11 protein-coding genes are annotated in these 15,074 nt (G+C 72.0%); 5 read left to right on the top strand and 6 right to left on the bottom strand.

The features are described 5' to 3' along the window. Window positions 1-161 precede the first annotated feature (161 nt). On the top strand, window positions 162-3,689 hold the full coding sequence (gene dnaE, locus AB0J76_RS25555; protein ID WP_352324920.1) for a DNA polymerase III subunit alpha: 3,528 nt from the start codon (window positions 162-164) through the stop codon (window positions 3,687-3,689). Window positions 3,690-3,903: 214 nt separating this feature from the next. Further along, window positions 3,904-5,274 (top strand): amidase, encoded by a 1,371-nt coding sequence (locus tag AB0J76_RS25550; protein ID WP_352324921.1) that lies wholly within the window; start codon window positions 3,904-3,906, stop codon window positions 5,272-5,274. On the opposite strand, the gene AB0J76_RS25545 is transcribed toward AB0J76_RS25550, so the two are convergent. Beyond that, window positions 5,271-5,783 (bottom strand): hypothetical protein, encoded by a 513-nt coding sequence (locus tag AB0J76_RS25545; RefSeq protein ID WP_352324922.1) that lies wholly within the window; start codon window positions 5,781-5,783, stop codon window positions 5,271-5,273. The two genes, AB0J76_RS25550 and AB0J76_RS25545, sit on opposite strands and share 4 nt — an antisense overlap. A 63-nt stretch (window positions 5,784-5,846) precedes the next feature. Here AB0J76_RS25545 and murA point away from each other — a divergent pair, with 63 nt between their 5' ends. Both murA and AB0J76_RS25535 read left to right on the top strand, forming a co-directional pair. Beyond that, complete coding sequence (gene murA / locus AB0J76_RS25540; protein ID WP_352324923.1) at window positions 5,847-7,157, top strand: UDP-N-acetylglucosamine 1-carboxyvinyltransferase; 1,311 nt, start codon at window positions 5,847-5,849, stop codon at window positions 7,155-7,157. A 52-nt stretch (window positions 7,158-7,209) separates the two neighbouring features. Next, window positions 7,210-9,435 carry a transglycosylase domain-containing protein gene (locus tag AB0J76_RS25535; RefSeq protein ID WP_364390651.1) on the top strand — a complete coding sequence of 742 codons (2,226 nt, stop codon included), beginning with the start codon at window positions 7,210-7,212 and terminating at the stop codon, window positions 9,433-9,435. Between the two features lie 17 nt (window positions 9,436-9,452). Here the strand turns inward: AB0J76_RS25535 and ybaK are convergent, their stop codons facing one another. Continuing rightward, a complete protein-coding gene (gene ybaK / locus AB0J76_RS25530) occupies window positions 9,453-9,908 on the bottom strand; it encodes a Cys-tRNA(Pro) deacylase (RefSeq protein ID WP_352329324.1) in 456 nt (151 codons plus the stop codon). Between the two features lie 62 nt (window positions 9,909-9,970). Further along, window positions 9,971-10,708 carry a helix-turn-helix transcriptional regulator gene (locus AB0J76_RS25525; RefSeq protein ID WP_352329320.1) on the bottom strand — a complete coding sequence of 246 codons (738 nt, stop codon included), beginning with the start codon at window positions 10,706-10,708 and terminating at the stop codon, window positions 9,971-9,973. Window positions 10,709-10,763: 55 nt separating this feature from the next. On the opposite strand from AB0J76_RS25525, the gene AB0J76_RS25520 reads away from it, so the two are divergent. After that, entirely contained in the window at window positions 10,764-11,990 is a 1,227-nt protein-coding gene (locus AB0J76_RS25520) for an MFS transporter (protein WP_352329318.1), read from the top strand. Here AB0J76_RS25520 and AB0J76_RS25515 read toward each other — a convergent pair. From AB0J76_RS25515 to AB0J76_RS25505, 3 genes are all read right to left on the bottom strand, one after another. After that, window positions 11,917-13,650: a trypsin-like peptidase domain-containing protein gene (locus AB0J76_RS25515; protein ID WP_352329316.1), complete on the bottom strand. Its 1,734-nt coding sequence runs from the start codon at window positions 13,648-13,650 to the stop codon at window positions 11,917-11,919. The two genes, AB0J76_RS25520 and AB0J76_RS25515, sit on opposite strands and share 74 nt — an antisense overlap. A 103-nt stretch (window positions 13,651-13,753) precedes the next feature. Continuing rightward, on the bottom strand, window positions 13,754-14,755 hold the full coding sequence (ligD, locus tag AB0J76_RS25510) for a non-homologous end-joining DNA ligase (protein WP_352329315.1): 1,002 nt from the start codon (window positions 14,753-14,755) through the stop codon (window positions 13,754-13,756). A gap of 48 nt (window positions 14,756-14,803) precedes the next feature. Then, window positions 14,804-14,998 (bottom strand): hypothetical protein, encoded by a 195-nt coding sequence (locus AB0J76_RS25505; RefSeq protein ID WP_352329314.1) that lies wholly within the window; start codon window positions 14,996-14,998, stop codon window positions 14,804-14,806. Window positions 14,999-15,074: the final 76 nt, after the last annotated feature.

The following is a 15,074-nucleotide window of genomic DNA, read 5'->3' as shown; positions in this document are numbered from 1 at the left end:
TCCTTCATTACTTTGAGTGAGGGAGACGATATCGAGGCCGGTGGCCGCGACGCTTCCGGCGCGCCGGTCCCGCGGGGCGCGCGAGGCGGCTCCGGGATGTCGGTCCGGCCCACTAGAGTCGGAGCGCACCATCGCATCCAGACCCGGGGAGGCGCCGCTCCATGTCGTCCAGCGACTCGTTCGTCCATCTGCATGTGCACACCGAATACTCCATGCTCGACGGGGCCGCCCGGCTCAAGCAGATGTTCAAACAGGTCGGCGACCTGGGCATGCCCGCCATCGCGATCACCGACCACGGCAACATGCACGGCGCGTACGACTTCTACAAGCAGGCCACGGGCGCCGGCATCAAGCCGATCATCGGCATCGAGGCCTACGTCGCGCCGGAGCTGCGGCACAACAAGAAGCCCGTGCTGTGGGGCGAGCCGCACCAGAAGAAGGACGACGTCTCGGCGGGTGGCTACTACACCCACATGACGATCTGGGCGCGCAACAAGACCGGCCTGCACAACCTGATGAAGCTCAGCTCGCGCGCCTACACCGAGGGCTTCGTGCGCAAGTGGGCCCGCATGGACGCCGAGATCCTGGCCGAGCACGCCGACGGCCTGATGGCCACCACCGGCTGCCCGTCGGGCGAGGTGCAGACGAGGCTGCGGCTCGGCCAGTACGACGAGGCGCTCAAGGCCGCCGCGAAATATCAGGAAATCTTCGGCAAGGACAATTTCTTCCTGGAGATCATGGACCACGGCCTCGACATCGAGCGCCGGGTCCGCGACGGCCTGACCCGCATCAGCAAAGAGCTCGCCATCCCGCCGCTGGTGACCAACGACTCCCACTACACCTACGAGTCCGACGCCGCCTCCCACGACGCCCTGCTGTGCATCCAGACCGGCAAGCAGCTGTCCGACCCCGACCGCTTCCGCTTCGACGGCTCCGGCTACTACATCAAGACCGCCGACGAGATGCGCGCCGTCGACTCCTCCGACCTGTGGGCCGAGGGCTGCCGCAACACGCTCCTGGTGGCCGAGAAGGTCGATCCGACCGGGTTCTTCGAGTTCAAGAACCTCATGCCCACCTACCCCATCCCCGACGGCATGACGGAGAGCGAGTTCTTCCGCAAGACCGTCTGGGAGGGCATGGACCGCCGCTGGCCCGAGGGCTACGACGACGAGCACAAGCGGCAGGCCGAGTACGAGATCGGCATCATCGAGCAGATGGGCTTCCCGAGCTACTTCCTCGTGGTCGCCGACTTCATCATGTGGGCCAAGCAGAACGGCATCCCGGTCGGCCCGGGCCGTGGCTCGGCGGCCGGCTCGCTGGTGGCGTACGCGATGGGCATCACCGACCTCGACCCGCTCCCGCACGGCCTGATCTTCGAGCGCTTCCTCAACCCCGACCGCGTCTCCATGCCCGACGTCGACATCGACTTCGACGAGCGCCGGCGCGGCGACGTGATCCGCTACGTGACCGAGAAGTGGGGCGCCGACAAGGTCGCCATGATCGCCACGTTCGGCACCATCAAGGCGAAGGCCGCCATCAAGGACGCCGGTCGCGTCCTGGGCTATCCCTACGCGCTGGGCGACAAGGTGTCCAAGGCGTTCCCGCCGGCCGTGATGGGCAAGGACATCCCGCTGTCGGGCATCTTCGACAAGGACCACCCGCGCTACAACGAGGCGGGCGAGCTGCGCCGGCTCTACGAGGAAGACGTCGACGTCAAGGCGACGATGGACCTCGGCAAGGGCCTGGAGGGCCTGATCAGGCAGACGGGCGTGCACGCCGCCGGCGTGATCATGTCCCGCGAGGTGATCACCGACCACATCCCGATCATGCGCCGCGACTCCGACGGCGCGATCATCACGCAGTTCGACTACCCGACCTGCGAGACGCTCGGCCTGCTGAAGATGGACTTCCTGGGCCTGCGCAACCTCACGATCATCGACGACTGCCTGAAGATGATCGAGTCCACCACCGGCGAGCAGATCGACCTGCTGAAGCTGCCGCTCGACGACCGGAAGACGTACGAGCTGCTGGGCAGGGGCGACACGCTAGGCGTGTTCCAGCTCGACGGCGGCGGCATGCGCTCGCTGCTGCGGCTGATGAAGCCCGACAACTTCGAGGACATCTCGGCCGTCGGCGCCCTCTACCGTCCCGGCCCGATGGGCGCCAACTCCCACACCAACTACGCCCTGCGCAAGAACGGCCAGCAGGAGATCACCCCGATCCACCCCGAGTTCAAGGACTCACTGGCCGAGATCCTCGACACGACCTACGGCCTGATCGTCTATCAGGAGCAGGTCATGGCCATCGCGCAGAAGGTCGCCGGGTTCTCGCTCGGCAAAGCCGACCTGCTGCGCCGGGCGATGGGCAAGAAGAAGAAGGCCGAGCTGGACAAACAGTTCGAGTCCTTCGAGAGCGGCATGAAGAGCAACGGCTACTCCGCCGAGGCCGTCAAGACGCTCTGGGACATCCTGCTGCCCTTCTCCGACTACGCCTTCAACAAGGCCCACTCGGCGGCCTACGGCCTGGTCTCCTACTGGACGGCCTACCTCAAGGCCAACCACCCGGCCGCGTACATGGCGGCGCTGCTGTCGAGCGTCAAGGACGACAAGGACAAGTCGGCCCTCTACCTCAACGAGTGCCGCCGCATGGGCATCAAGGTGTTCCCGCCCGACGTCAACGACTCCGACTTCGACTTCACCCCGCGCGGCACCGACATCCGCTTCGGCCTGTCGGCGGTGCGCAACGTCGGCGGCAACGTCGTCGACGGCATCATCTCGGCGCGCAAGTCCAAGGGCCGCTTCGCCGACTTCAAGGACTTCCTGCGCAAGGTGCCCGCGATCGTGTGCAACAAGCGCGTGATCGAGTCGCTGGTCAAGGCCGGGGCCTTCGACTCGCTCGGCCACGTGCGCAAGGGCCTGGTCATGGTGCACGAGCAGGCCGTCGACGCGATCATCGACATCAAGAAGAACGAGGCCATCGGCCAGGACTCCCTGTTCGGCGCGATCGACGGCGGCGAGGACCAGACCTTCGACGTGCAGATCCCGCCGGGGGAGTGGGACAAGAACACGCTGCTGCAGTTCGAGCGGGAGATGCTCGGCCTCTACGTCTCCGACCACCCGCTGTTCGGCGTGGAGCACATCCTGGCCGCGGGGGCCGACTGCTCGATCGCCGCCGTCCAGGACGAGAGCCGGGCCGACGGGCAGGTCGTGACGCTGGGCGGCATCCTGAGCGGGGTGCAGCGCAAGGTCACCAAGAAGGGTGACACGTGGGTGCTCACCCAGCTCGAGGACCTCGAAGGCGCGATCGAGGTGATGATCTTCCCGTCGGCGTACCAGCTGTGCTCGACGATCCTGGCCGAGGACGCGATCGTCTTCGTCAAGGGGCGCATCGACAAGCGGGAGGACGTCGCGAAGGTCATCGCCATGGAGGTGACCGCGCCCGACCTGACCCAGGAGGCGGGCGGGCCGCTGCTGGTGAGCCTGCCGCTGACCCGGTGCACGCCGCCGGTGGTCGGGCGGCTGAAGGAGATCCTCACCACGCATCCGGGCACCTCGGAGGTGCATCTTCAGGTGCACAACGGGCCGAAGACGACCGTCATGCGGGTCGACGACCGCCTGCGGGTCTCGCCGTCGCCGGCGCTGATGGGCGACCTCAAGCAACTCCTCGGCCCGGCCTGCCTGGGCGCCTGACCCTCCGGAGCGGCCGGGTCCGCCTGGGCGCCTGACCCTCCGGAGCGGCGGGCCCGCCTGAGGGGCTGACCCTCCGAATGCGGCCCGGCCCGCCTCGGCGCCTGATCGCGCCGGGGCGGCCGGGTCCGCCTTGTGGGCGGGTGCCAAGGCGGGCCGGGGAGGTGGGCAAAGGTCGCCGTCGTGTCCCGGCGCGCGGGTGGGGCAGGATCGCAGGGTGAGCGAACTGCACTACCTGACCGCGACCGAGATGGCCCGCCTGATCAGGGCCGGGCAGGTGAGCGCCGTGGAGCTGCTCCAGGCCCACCTCGACCGCATCGAGCAGGTCAACCCCCGGGTCAACGCCATCGTGACGCTGGTGGCCGAGCAGGCGCTGGAAGCTGCCAGGGCGGCCGACGCGGCCGAGCCCGAGGGGCCGCTGCACGGCGTCCCGGTGGCCCACAAGGACCTGGTGGACACCGCGGGCATCCGCACCACGTACGGTTCGCCGCTGTTCGCGCGGAACGTCCCCGACAAGGACGACCTGATCGTGCGCCGCCTGCGCGCCGCCGGGGCGATCACGATCGGCAAGACCAACACGCCCGAGTTCGGCACCGGCTCGCACACCGTCAACGAGGTCTTCGGCGCCACCAGGAACCCCTACGACCTGGCCAGGTCGGCCGGCGGCAGCAGCGGCGGGGCCGCGGCGGCCCTGGCCACCGGCATGGTCCCGCTGGCCGACGGCTCAGACATGGGCGGCTCGCTGCGCAACCCCGCGTCGTTCTGCAACGTCGTGGGCCTGCGCCCCACGCCGGGCCGCGTCCCCGACCCCTCCGACACGGCCGCCTGGTACACGCTGGCGGTGCCGGGGCCGATGGCGCGCACGGTCGACGACCTCACGCTGATGCTGGGGGCCGTCGCCGGGTTCGACGCCCGCTCGCCGTTCGCGATCAAGGAGCGGTTCGCGCCAGAGCCCGAGCAGGGGGTGCGCGGGATGCGGGTGGCGTGGAGCCCCGACCTGGGCGGGCTGCCGGTCGATCCGCGCACGGCCGCGGTGACCGCGACGGCGCCGGCCGTGTTCGAGGAGCTGGGGGCGCACGTGGAGCAGGTCGCGCTCGACCTGTCCGACGCCGAGGACGCCTTCCGGATCTACCGCGCCTGGTACTACGCCCTGTCCTTCGGCGACCTGACGGGCCTCGGCCCCAACACGAGCTGGAACGTCGAGCGGGGCCGCACGGTCACCGGCGCCGACCTGGCCCGCGCCGAACGGCTGCGCAGCGGCCTCTACCAGCGCATGGCCGGCTTCTTCGACACCTACGACGTGCTGCTCGCGCCGGTCAGCCAGGTGCCGCCGTTCCCGGTGGAGCAGCCGCACGTGAGCGAGATCAACGGCGAGCCGCTGCCCGACTACCTGGCCTGGATGCGTTCGGCGTACTGGATCAGCGTGCTGCACGCGCCGGCGGCCTCGGTGCCGGCCGGGTTCACGCCCGAGGGGCTGCCGGTCGGGGTGCAGATCGTCGGGCGGCCGTTCGCCGACGCCAGGGTGCTGCGCGTGGCCCGCGCGTTCGAGCAGGCCACCGGCCACGGCCTGCGCCGCCCGCCGCTCTAGGGCTCGATGCCGTACGGGTGCCGCAGCGGCGACTCGCGGTAGCCGTGCATGCCCTCCAGCAGCCCGAACAGGCCGACCGCGAGCAGCGGCCAGGCCACCAGCACCCCCTCGGCGGTCAGCTTCAGCGCCCCGGGGACGATCCGCACCCCGGGCTCGGCCGCGGCCTCCACGGCCACCGCGCCGATCGTGAACGTGGACCCGGCCCACAACGTGAGGAAACTGCCCGCCACCCCGCCCGCGCACAACCCGAGCAGCACCGCCAGCATCCAGCGCCGCCCGGCGAACCACGCCAGACCGCCGCAGAGCAGCCCCAGCGCGCCCGTGATCACCGCGAACCAGCCGTCGGCCGCGATCAGCGCCTGCGTGGTGAGGTCGGCCAGCACCAGGCCGTGCTCGGTCACCTGGTACGGGGCCCGCGGCGAGATCGCGGACCAGCTCAGCCCGGCGGCGACCCCGAGAGTGGCGAGTATGAGGACAGTTACCGCAAAAGCGCGTACTTCCCTCGTCACGCCATTCCCCCTCACAACTGCATCTGAACCAGCTCGATGGTATCTCCCGGTTAGGCTCGCTTCGTGATTGCAGAAGAGGTCTGGCTGATCGAGCCCTCCGGCCCCCTCCGCGGGGACGTCGTCGTACGGGGCTCCAAGAACGGTGTGTCCAAGCACATGGTCGCCGCCATGCTGGGCAACGGCGAGAGCAGCATCCACAACGCCCCCGACGTGGGCGAGGTGGGCATCACCGCGGCGATGCTGGAGGCGCTCGGCATCCATGTCGAGATCGCCGGCCCCGAGATCCGCATCGAGCGCGGGGCGGAGATCAGGCCGCGGGTGCCCGACGCGTTCACCGGGCTCAACCGCATCCCCATCCTCATGCTCGGGCCGTTGCTGCACCTGGCGGGGGAGGCGTTCGTGCCGCTGGTCGGCGGCGACCCGATCGGGCGGCGGCCGGTGAATTTCCACGTGGAGGCGTTGCGCTCGATGGGGGCGGAGGTGGAGGTGGGCGACACCGGCATCTCGGCCAAGGCCAAGCGGCTCAACGGGGCCCGGCTCGAACTGCCGTACCCCAGCGTGGGGGCGACGGAGACGATCCTCATGTCGGCGGTGCTGGCCGAGGGGAAGACCGTGCTGAAGAACGCCGCCATGGAGCCCGAGGTGGTGGAGCTGGCGCTGTTCCTGCAGCGCATGGGCGCCCGGATCGAGCTGTCGCCCGACCGCCGGATCGTCATCGAGGGCGTCGAGCACCTGCGCGGCGCCTCCACCTGGCTGACCGGCGACCGCATCGAGGCGTTCTCCTACCTGGCGGCCGGGCTGATCACCGGGGGAGAGGTGCGGGTGCACGGCTGCCCCCAGGACCGCCTGGTGACCGCGATCACCACGCTGGCCAGGATGGGCGCCCGGTTCGACATCAACGACGAGTACCTGTGCGCCACCGCCCCGCCCGAGGGGCTGCGCTCGGCGGCCGTGCAGACCGACACCCACCCCGGCTTCATGACCGACTGGCAGACGCCGCTCATGGTGCTGTTCACGCAGAGCCAGGGCATGTCGGTGCTGCACGAGACGGTCTTCGAGAACCGCCTGGTCTACGTGCCCGCGCTGCAGCGGATGGGCTGTGAGATCGAGGTGTTCGACCAGTGCCTGGGCGGGCCGGCCTGCCGCTACCACGACACCAACGCCCGGCACTCGGCCGTGGTGCGCGGGGTCTCCAAGCTCAGGGGCGCCGACGTGACGCTGCCCGACATCAGGGCCGGGTTCTCGGCCGTGCTGGCCGCGGCGGTGGCCGACGGGACGTCCACGCTGCGCGGCGTGCACCACATCGAGCGGGGCTACCACCGGCCGTACGAGCAGTTCGCCTCGCTTGGTCTGAACATCCGAAGAGAACGGTAAAGACCGGGGAAGTGGGCGTTTGCCGATGATCTGCTGGTTGCAGATCATCTGCGTGACCGTACTCAGATCCATCGGTGGCCTCGCCATGGCGGGGGCGCTCGGCGGGGTGCTGGCGGCGGCACTGGCCGTTCCCGTGGTGAGCGGCGGCGGCCTGGCCGCCAAGAACGTCGCCGACACCTTCGTCGACCTGCCGCCCGCGCCCCGCGAGGAGCCCCTGGCGCAGGTGACCAGGCTGCTGGACAAGGACGGCAGGCAGTTCGCCCAGTTCTACGAGGCCAACAGGACGGCCGTGCCGCTCGGGGCCGTCGCGCCCCTGATGCGCAAGGCCATCGTGGCCATCGAGGACGCCCGCTTCTACGAGCACGGCGGCCTCGACGTCCGGGGCACGTTGCGGGCGCTGCTCACCAACACGCAGGCGGGCGGCATCCGGCAGGGCGGCTCGTCGCTGACGCAGCAGCTCGTCAAGAACATCCTGGTCGAGAGCGCTCGCACCGATGCCGAACGGGACAAGGCGCGCGCCCCCAACCTGGCCCGCAAGATCACCGAACTGCGGTACGCGATGGCCCTGGAACACAAGTACCGCAAGGACGAGATCCTTGAGCGCTACCTCAACATCGCCTACTTCGGCGCCGGCGCCCACGGCGTGGAGGCGGCGGCCCGGCGCTTCTTCTCCACCACCGCCTCCAAGCTGACGCTGACCCAGGCCGCCACGCTGGCGGGGGCGGTGCGGATGCCGTACTCGACCGATCCCTCGCTCGGCCGCTCGCACGAGGCGCGGCTGAAGGAGCGGCGCGACCTCGTGCTGGACCGGATGGCCGGGCTCAAGCTGATCACGCAGGCCCAGGCGAACGCCGCCAAGAGCGCGCCGCTGGCGCTGCGGCTGAAGCCCGAGCCGGGCGGCTGCGGGCAGAGCGCGTACCCCTACTACTGCCTGTACGTCCAGAACGAGATGTTGTCGAACCCGGCGTTCGGCAACACCCCGGCCGAGCGGCGGGCCAGGATGGCGAGGGGCGGCCTGGTGATCAGGACCGGCCTCGACCCGGTCGCGCAGCGCGCGGCCGAGCGGGCGATCCGGCGGCACGTCTCGCCGGAGGACACCGAGGTCGCCGCGGAGGCCATGATCGAGCCCGGCACCGGCCGGATCAGGGCGATGGCGGCCAGCAAGGAGTTCGGCCGCAACCGCGGCAACAAGAAGAACGGCCCGAGGACCACCTTCAACCTGCCCGCCGACGTGGCGCACGGCGGCGGCCAGGGCTTCCAGGCCGGCTCGACGTTCAAGGTGTTCACCCTGGCCACGGCGTTGCAGCAGGGCTGGCGGTTCGGCGACGGCTTCCAGACGCCGGGGGAGCTGGTGCCCGCGCAGGGCTACCGCAACTGCGACGGCCGGCCGGTCAACGACCCCGGCACGCGCATACTCAACGCCAGCGGCGAGGGCTCGGGCGGCCCGCACAGCATCGAGACCGGCACCTGGAAGTCGGTGAACATCTTCTACATGATGCTGGAGCGCAAGGTCGGGCTGTGCAACGTGGTCAAGACGGCCAGGGCGCTCGGGGCGGTGCGGGCCGACGGCCGGCCGCTGCGCGAGGTGCCGACGTTCACGCTGGGCGTCAACGAGATGGACCCGGTGACGGTCGCGGGGGCCTTCGCCACGTTCGCGGCCCGCGGCGTGCACTGCCGGCCGCTGGCGATCGTGGAGATCACCGACCGGAGCGGCCGGCGCGCGCACGTGCCGCCGTCCTGCGAGCAGGTCATGGAACGGCCGGTCGCCGACGCCGTCAACCACGTCCTGTCCGGGGTGTTCGACAAGGGCACCATGCAGGGGCAGAGCATCGGCCGCCCGGCGGCCGGCAAGACCGGCACCAACAACGGCTACACCTCGGCCTGGTTCGCCGGGTACACGCCGGACCTGGCGGCGGCGGTGAGCCTCGGCGACATCCGGGGCTCCTACCGCTACCCGCTGCAGGGCGTGCAGATCGGCGACCAGTACTACGGCGCGGTGCAGGGGGCGTCACTGCCCGGCCCGATCTGGGTCGAGTCGATGCAGCAGGCGCTGGACCACACCGAGCCGAGGGGCTTCCCCGGGCCGGACATGGGCCGGTTCGGCGGCGGGTTCACGCCCGGCCTGAAGGAGGCCGAGGCGCTGGAGCAGGACAAGAAGAAGAACCGGCGGCAGGGCGAGCGCGCCTTCTTCCGGCATCACCGGCGGTTGTTCGAGTGGCTGCTCGGACAGGGCCCGCCCGACCCGTCGTTCCGCCGGCCGCGCCACCGCTCCCGGTAGCCGCCCGGCCGGACGCCTCAGCCCGCCTTGCCGATGGGGGCGGTGACCGCGCGGGTGAGGGTGATCAGGTTGTCGGGGGCGGTCTCGATCTGGAGCCCGCGCCGGCCGGCCGAGAAGTAGATCGTCTCATGGTCGAGCGCCGAGGAGTCGACCACGGTGGGAAGCTGCTTGCGCTGGCCGAGCGGGCTGATGCCGCCCACCACGTAGCCGGTCACCCGCTCGACCTTGGCCGCCTCGGCCATGGCGGCCCGCTTGCCGCCCAGCGCCGAGGCCAGGGCCTTGAGGTCGAGCTTGCCCGACACCGGCACGACCGCCACCGCGAGGCCGCTCTCGGTCTCGGCGACCAGCGTCTTGAAGATGCGGTCGTAGGGCACGCCGAGCGCGTCGGCGGCCTCCTCGCCGTAGGCCTGGGCGTTCGGGTCGTGGTCGTAGGGGTGGAGCGTGAAGTCGGCCTTGGCCTTGGTCAGCGCCATGGTGGCCGGGGTGCCGCCGCCCTTGCCTTTCGTTTTGCTCACGTCTGACAAGTGTAGCGAATCTACATTGTAAAGGCGCGGCCCGGCGTGTACCCCAGCGCCCGCCGGAAGACGTCGATGAACGCACTGGCCGAGGCCCAGCCGCAGCGATGGGCGACCACGGTCACCGGCAGGCCGTCGGCCAGCAGCAGCAGCGCCTGGTGCAGGCGGACCTGGGTGCGCCACTGGGGGAAGCTCATGCCCAGCTCGCGGCGGCACAGCCGGGCCAGCGTGCGCTCGCTGGTGCCCGCCAGGGCGGCGAGGGTGGCCAGGGTGCGCCCGTCGGCGGGGTCGTCGTGCAGGACGGCGCAGACGGCGGCCAGGCGCGGGTCGCGCGCGGCGGGCACGTGGAAGGGCTGCTCGGGGGCGCGTCTGAGCCGGTCGAGCAGGACGGCGAGCAGCCGTTCGCGCTCTTCGCCCACGGGGGCGTCGTCGTCGGTGCAGGCCATGACGAGCTCGCGCAGCAGCGGGCCGACGGCGAGGACGGCGGGCCGGTCGAGGCCGAGCGGGTTGTCGGTGAGCCCGACCAGGCGCAGGTCGGTGCTGCCGTGGGCGCGGTGTTCGTGCACGGTGCCGGCGGGCACCCAGATGGCGCGGTTGGCGGGGGCGACCCAGGTGCCGGCGTCGGTGGTGACGGAGAGCATGCCGGCGCAGGCGTAGGCGATCTGGTGGGTGTCGTGCCGGTGGGCGTCGATGCCCGTGCCGGGGGCCAGGGGGCGGCGGCCGGTGGGCGCCACGGGGGTGTGGCGGATATTCGGCATAGGTTGGCACTTTATCGGAAGCAGGCCAGGTCGGGCCGGGGACATCATCGGTGGCGTGAACAGGATCCGGTCGCTGGCGGCGGGGCACGCGTGCGTGGACTTCTACCAGGGCGCGGTGCCCGCGCTGGTGCCGTTCCTGGTGTCGGGGCGGGGGTACGGCTATGTGGCGGTGTCGGGGATCGTGCTGGCGGCCACGTTGTCGTCGTCGGTCGTGCAGCCGGTCTTCGGGCTGCTGACGGACCGGTGGCGGATGCCGTGGCTGATCCCGTCGGCCACGGTGGTGGCGGGGGCGGGCGTGGCGTGCGCCGGGGTGACGGGGTCGTACGCGGTGACGTGGCTGGCGGCGGCGGTGTCCGGGCTGGGGGTGGCGGCCTACCATCCGGAGTCGGCGCGGCTGGCCAGGATCGCCAGCGAGGGCGGCCATGTGCGGATGAGCTGGTTCTCCTTGGGCGGGACTCTGGGGTTCGCCTCGGCGCCGGTGCTGGTGACGCCGCTGTTGTCGGCGTGGGGGCTGGGGGCCTCGCCGCTGCTGGCCGGGCCGGCGGTGCTGGGGGCGGTGCTGACGCTCCCGGCGGTGCGGGCCCTGGCGGGCGGCCGGGGCGGGGCGCGTCCGGCGGGGCGGGCGGCGGGCCGTGACGACTGGCCGGGGTTCGCCCGGCTGACGTCGGTGATCGTCTTCCGGTCGGTGGTGTACGTCGGTCTGAGCGCGTTCGTGGCCCTGTACGTGGGCGGCGGCGCGGCGGGCGCGGCGGCGTTGTTCGTGCTGTTCGCGGGCGGGGCGGCGGGCACGGTGCTGGGGGGCCGGCTGGCGGCCCGGTGGGGGCGGGTGCGGGCGATGCGGGCGGCGTACGCGGCGGCGGCGCCCGCGGTGGCCGGGGTGGTGCTGGCGCCGGGCCCGCTGGTCTACGTCTTCGTCGCCGCGTCGTCGGTCGCCCTGTACGTCCCGTTCTCGCTGCACGTGACCCTGGGGCAGGATCTCCTGCCGAACCGGGTGGGCACGGCGAGCGGCGTCACGCTGGGGCTGGCGGTGAGCGTGGGCGGCCTGACCAGCCCGCTGGTGGGCGCGGTGGCCGAGGCCGCCTCGATCAGGACGGCGCTGGCCTGCCTGATCGCCTTCCCGGTGCTGGCCTGGCTGCTGGCGCGGACGCTGCGGGAGCCGGCGCCGGACCCGGCTCAGCCAGTGGCGGTGCGCAGGCGCAGGACCTGGCTCAGCCGGCGGCGGTGCGCAGGCGCAGGACGGCGGAGTTGTCGCGCTGGGCGGGGTCGAGGCGGGTGGAGGTGACGTGCATGGTGACCGGCAGGGCGGCGTCGGCGTCGCGGCCGACGGCGACCTTGGCGGAGATGCGGACCGGCCGGCCGGGGTGGATGACGTCGATCACGCATTCGGCGCGGTGGTCGCCGTGGCGGCAGGTGGCGCCGTCGACGGAGGCCAGGGTGGCGCCGGTCGGGAGCGTGAGGGTGACGGGCACCTGGGCGGCGGCCATGAGCCCGCGCATGGTGACGGTCGCGGTGACGGTGGCGGTGCCGCCGCGGCGGACGGGCGCGCCGGGGCCGGCGGCGTCGAGGGAGAGGGAGTCGTAGACGCCCTTGGGGTCGGCCTGGCGGACGATCGCGCCGTAGCCCTCCACGTTGAGCGCGGTGGCGACGGAGTTGCCGTCAGGCTCGCCGTCCTCCTTGCCCGCCGACAGCACGCCGACCAGGTCGTCGCTGCCGCGGACGACCCACGGCCCGCCGCTGTGGCCCTTGGCCAGGTGGCAGTTGTAGGTCTCCATCCGTCCGGCCGGGTCGGCGGCGCCGGCCAGCCGGGCGGCGAGCAGGTCGCCGGTGGTGTTCTCGCCGCGGGCCTGCTGGGTGCGGCCGAGGCACCAGAGCTGGTCGCGGCCGTCGTAGGGCCGGCGGCCGAGCACGCCGGGGTAGCCGGGGGCGGCGATGGTGAAGCGGCCGCCCTCGTTGCGCAGGGGGGTGAAGGCGCCGACGGTGTCCTGCAGGGTGCGGTTGCGGCCGCCGACCTCGACGAGCGCGACGTCGTAGACGGAGTTCCAGTCGCCGCCGGTGCGTCCGGTGTAGGCGTCGGGCTTCCAGGCGCGGCGTCCGCCCCATCTGCCGTACGGCTCGCGCTGCGCGGCGGTGGCGGCGCGGCCGTCGTAGGCGGGGACGAAGGCGAAGTTGGTGTGCCAGGTGCCGGACGCTGAGCCGTCGGGGCTGCTGTAGACGCAGTGGGCGGCGGTGATGACCAGCAGCCTGCTGGCCGAGCGGACGACGGAGGCGCTGCAGGAGTCGTCGCGGCCGGTGGCGTTGACGAAGAACAGGCGCCCGGTGACGCGGCTGGTGCCGTCGGCGGTGTACGGCCGGCGCACGGGGGCGTAGCCGTTGGCGTCGCCGCCGGGGGTGAGCCGTTTGGCGCCCGGCACGCTGCGCCGCTCGGCCGCGCTGGGGTCGGCCGTGCTGGGGCCGGCCGTGCTGAGGCCGGGGGTGCTGGGGGCAGTGGTGCTCTGGGCGGTGGCGCCGGGGTCGGCCGCGTTGTGGTCGGTGGCGTTCTGGGCGGCCGTGTCGTGGCCGGTCGTGCTGAGGGGGAGGGCGGCGGCCTTGGCCTTGGCCTGTTTGCCGGGCGTCCAGTAGCGGGTGGCGCGCCCCGGGCGCATGAGCGGCGACGACGCGGCGCCGGGGCTGCGGTCCCGGCTCCGCGCAGGGCTCGGGGCGGGACGCTGAGCAGAGCGCTGAGCGGGGCTCTGGGCGGGACGCTGGGCAGGGCTCTGCACAGAGCCCTGCGCGGCGGGCGCTTTGAGCGGCGGCGGTTCGGCGGTGGCGGGCGCGGCGACGAGGGCGGTGGCGGGCGCGATGGTGAGCGCAGTGGTGAGCGCCGTGGTGAGCACGGTGGCGAGTGTGGTGGCGAGCGAGACGCCGGCGAACGCGGCCAGCGTGGTGACCAGAGTCTTCGACACGATGTCCTCTTGAGCGGTCCGAAGCGATTCCGATCACTGTAAGTCATGACTTCATCGCTCAACGTGGCCGAAGGGGACGTGTCGCGCCATGTCCTGCGCCCGGTCAGCCCGCCGCGGCGTCCCCCGGGGCGAGGAACTCGGCGGTGCTCGCCTCGCCGGGTTCGCGGTCGGGCCGCAGGCCGCGCCAGGAGGGGTGGCGCAGGCGGCCGTCGCCGGTGACCTCGGCGTACTGGACCTCGCCGACGACGCGGGGCTCGACCCAGCGGGCGTGGCGGGCGTGCTCGCGCGGGACGGGCTCGTCGAAGGGCGGGCCGGGGCGTTCCAGGGGGGCGAGGAGGTCCTGGAGGTCGCGCAGCATCTGCTGGGTGAACCCGGTGCCGACATGCCCGACGTACAGCAGGCGGCCGCGCGGGTCGTAGGCGCCGAGCAGCAGCGAGCCGATCATGCCGGACCGCCGTCCGCCGCCGGGGTGCCAGCCGCCGATGACGACCTCGGCGGCGCTGACGTTCTTGACCTTGGTCCATTCGCCGCTGCGCCGGCCGGGCCGGTAGGGGGAGCCGAGCCGCTTGCAGACGATCCCTTCGAGCCCGAGCTGCCGGGAGGAGTCGAAGGCGCGGTCGGCGTGGTCGGCGAACCACACGGGCACCTCCCAGCGGAAGCCGGGCCGCAGGGTGCCCTCCAGCAGTTCGCGGCGTTCGCGGTAGGGGCGGCCGATCAGGCTGTCGGCGTCGAGGTGCAGGATGTCGAAGGCCATGAACGTCACCGGCACCGCCCGGGTGAGCTCGGCGACGGTGGCGGGGTTGCGCTGGTGCATGCGGGGCTGGAGGGCGGCGAAGCTGGGGCGTCCGGTCTCGTCGAAGGCGACGATCTCGCCGTCGATCACGGCCGCGTGCCGGCCGGTGGAGCCGGCCATGAGCTGCAGCTCGGGGTAGGCGGGGGTGATGTCCTTGTTGTTACGGGACATCAGGCGCACCGAGCCGCCTTCGACGTAGGCGAGGGCGCGTACGCCGTCCCATTTCATCTCCACGGCCCAGCCCTCGCCCTGGACGGAGGTCAGGGTGCCCAGCTGGGCCATCATCGGCGCGTAGGCCGGCAGCCCCACCATGGACCATGCCGTACCCCGGGGGGTTGATCGACAGTGGCGGGCCGGGGTCTACAAATGGTCAAGCGGGCTGTCTTCCACCAGTTCGCCGAGGTCCACGCCGTGTTCGTCGAGTTCGGAGACCGTCTTGCAGTAGCCGCGCAGGTACGTCCGGCCGTTGACGCGGTGGGAGACGCGCAGCAGTGGGCGATCATCGAGGATGATCGCCTCCACCAGGATGCCGCCGGGGGCTCGCCACTGTCCCATGCCGCCCAGGGTAGGCGAGTGGACATAATGGACATGTAATGAGAAAGGCGTTATGAACCGCCTACGCCGCGCCGAG

It is taken from the genome of Nonomuraea sp. NPDC049624, from assembly GCF_040675255.1.
Lineage (GTDB): Bacteria > Actinomycetota > Actinomycetes > Streptosporangiales > Streptosporangiaceae > Nonomuraea.
The sequence above is the reverse complement of the archived record's forward strand: the minus strand, read 5'-3'. Positions and strand labels throughout refer to the sequence as shown.